The following is a 2,726-nucleotide window of genomic DNA, read 5'->3' as shown; positions in this document are numbered from 1 at the left end:
CGCGCATTCCGTGGAAGTCTGGCATCAGAAAGAGCTTGTAGGCGGGCTTTACGGCGTCGCCATCGGCAAGGTGTTTTTTGGCGAGTCCATGTTTGCAAAGATGAGTGATGCCTCTAAAGTGGCGCTGGTCGCCCTTTGCCAACAACTCCAGGCCTGGGGGTTTCGCATTATCGACACCCAGATGGGAACCGAACATCTCAAGTCAATGGGCGCACGCCTGATTTCGCGCGAACATTTCGAAAGCCTGCTGGCGGAAGACACCCTCCAAGACTTTCCACCCCAGCCTTGGCAATTAGATCCAGACTGGGATCATTCGTTTTTTCCGACAGGCGCCGACCCAGCGAAATGAAACGAGCAGCTATGGCCGGCCGGTATGGCTGTGCTTAACAGCAGCGCAGAAACACAGAATCAAGACCATCAGTCCCCTTCGCGAGCCATTCACATTGGATGAGATAAAATTTGAATAAAAACAATCTCCCTGATATAATCGCCGCTTAATTTTTACAGGGGCTGTTAAACGCTGATTATTTTCTATGTCAAAACAAGATGTCATTGAATTCGATGGTGAAGTCATCGAAACCTTACCGAACACTATGTTCAAAGTCCGTTTAGAAAATGGACACGAAATTCTCGCACACATTTCTGGGCGCATGCGCAAGAACTACATACGCATTCTCGCCGGAGATAAAGTCAAGGTTGAACTCACGCCTTACGATCTGACCAAAGGCCGCATCACCTACCGCGGAAAATAAAACCTCAGGACACTTTGACACCCAATGTAAAAAACAAAAAAACCGCTGCAAAGCGGTTTTTTTATCTCTGAACGAATGACCCTAACGCCGATTCGCCTTACTCAACCAGTTCATCGGCTTTCAACTGAATCGTGCCATTTTCAACATCGATAATCACACGGCCGCCGTCCTGCAAGTCACCAAACAACAGCATTTCCGCCAACGGCTGTTTGATTGTCTCCTGAACCAGACGCCCCATTGGTCTGGCCCCCATAAACGGATCGTAACCTTCTTTCGCCAGCCAGGCACGTGCCGCAGGCGTGAGTTCAATGGACACCTTCTTATCCTGCAAACTGTTCTCCAGCGCATAAATGAACTTGTTGACCACCGAGCCCATGATGTCGGACGACAGTCGATTAAACTGCACCACCGCATCCAAGCGATTTCGAAATTCCGGCGTGAACACTTTTTTCAGCTCACTTTGAAAGTCCAGTGTATGATCCTGTTCGGTAAAACCGATGCTGGCACGCGACGCCGCTTCCGCGCCGACATTTGACGTCATAATCAAAATCACATTGCGAAAATCGGCCTTGCGCCCGTTGTTATCGGTCAAGGTGCCGTTATCCATCACCTGCAACAGCAAATTGAACACATCCGGGTGCGCCTTTTCGATTTCATCCAGTAACACCACCGAATGCGGATGCTTGTTAACCGCTTCGGTCAATAAACCGCCTTGATCGAACCCGACATACCCAGGTGGCGCACCAATCAAGCGCGACACCGAATGGGCCTCCATGTATTCGGACATATCATAACGTAACAGCTCGATGCCCAGATGTTTTGCCAACTGTTGCGTCAATTCGGTTTTCCCCACCCCGGTCGGCCCGGCAAACAGGAAGGACGCGGTCGGACGATTCGGTTCGTTCAAGCCGGAACGCGCCAGCTTGATAGACGCCACCACTTTATGAATGGCTTCATCCTGCCCAAAGACCACCCGTTGCAAACTGCTTTCCAGTGAAGACAATTTGTCTTTTTCTTTTTGGGTGATTTGGGAGACCGGAATGCGCGCGATATTGGCGACAATCTGTTGAATCTCCGCCACGGAAATTTGTTTACGGCGTTTGCTTTTCGGCATCAGCGCTTGTTTGGCACCGGCCTCGTCGATGACATCAATCGCCTTATCCGGCAGATGGCGGTCGGTAATGTAACGCGCCGATAAATCCACCGCCATTCGCAACGCCGGTAAGGTGTATTTCACATTATGATGCGATTCGAACTGTGACTTCAGCCCTTTCAAAATATCAAAGGTTTCCTGATGGGTCGGTTCGCGCACGTCAATCTTCTGGAAACGACGTGCTAAGGCACGGTCTTTTTCGAAAATACCACGATACTCTTCATAAGTGGTCGCACCGATACAACGCAACTTGCCGGACGATAAAGCCGGTTTCATCAGGTTAGAGGCATCCATCGCTCCGCCTTGAACCGCTCCCGCACCGATAATGGTGTGAATTTCATCAATGAATAAAATTGCGTGAGGTTTTTCTTCCAGCGCTTTCAACAAGCCTTTGAAGCGTTTTTCGAAGTCCCCGCGATAACGCGTGCCCGCCAACAAAGCCCCCATGTCCAAGCTGAACACTTCCGCGTCGAGCAGTTGTTCCGGCACTTCGCCGCTGACGATTTTATGCGCCAACCCTTCGGCCACGGCGGTTTTACCGACCCCCGGCTCACCGACCAACAGCGGATTATTTTTACGACGGCGGCTCAACACTTCCAGCGTCCGTGTCAACTCCCACTGGCGACCGATAATCGGGTCGATGCGCCCCTGCTCGACTTCAACGTTTAAATTCAAACTGAAATTGGCAATGGGGTCGTTTTCCGCTTCCGCCGCTTGCGTGTCTTCCACGCTTTCTTCAGTCGGCGAGCTGGACAGAAAGTCTTCCTGCTGTTGTGCGGTCACACCATGCGAAATGTAGCTGAGAATATCCACACGATGCA

General features: G+C 51.0%; 3 protein-coding genes. 2 read left to right on the top strand and 1 reads right to left on the bottom strand.

What is annotated here, in order from left to right; genetic code table 11:
* Both ACP5D0_RS03785 and infA read left to right on the top strand, forming a co-directional pair.
* Positions 1-349, top strand: a 349-nt coding sequence (locus tag ACP5D0_RS03785) for a leucyl/phenylalanyl-tRNA--protein transferase (RefSeq protein ID WP_472364248.1), incomplete at its 5' end; no start/stop codon positions are given.
* 184 nt (positions 350-533) lie between these two features.
* On the top strand, positions 534-752 hold the full coding sequence (gene infA, locus ACP5D0_RS03780) for a translation initiation factor IF-1 (protein ID WP_011370535.1): 219 nt from the start codon (positions 534-536) through the stop codon (positions 750-752).
* A gap of 97 nt (positions 753-849) precedes the next feature.
* Here infA and ACP5D0_RS03775 read toward each other — a convergent pair.
* Positions 850-2,726: AAA family ATPase (locus ACP5D0_RS03775; RefSeq protein WP_472364246.1), on the bottom strand; the 1,877-nt coding region annotated here is incomplete at its 5' end.

Source organism: Hydrogenovibrio sp. (assembly GCF_049975065.1).
GTDB lineage: Bacteria > Pseudomonadota > Gammaproteobacteria > Thiomicrospirales > Thiomicrospiraceae > Hydrogenovibrio.
Note: the sequence above shows the minus strand (reverse complement) of the source record. Positions and strands in the feature narration are given on the sequence as shown.

Coding starts and splice junctions, on each gene's coding strand:
- infA (WP_011370535.1), top strand. CDS start 534: ATGTCAAAACAAGATGTCATTGAATTCGATGGTGAAGTCATCGAAACC.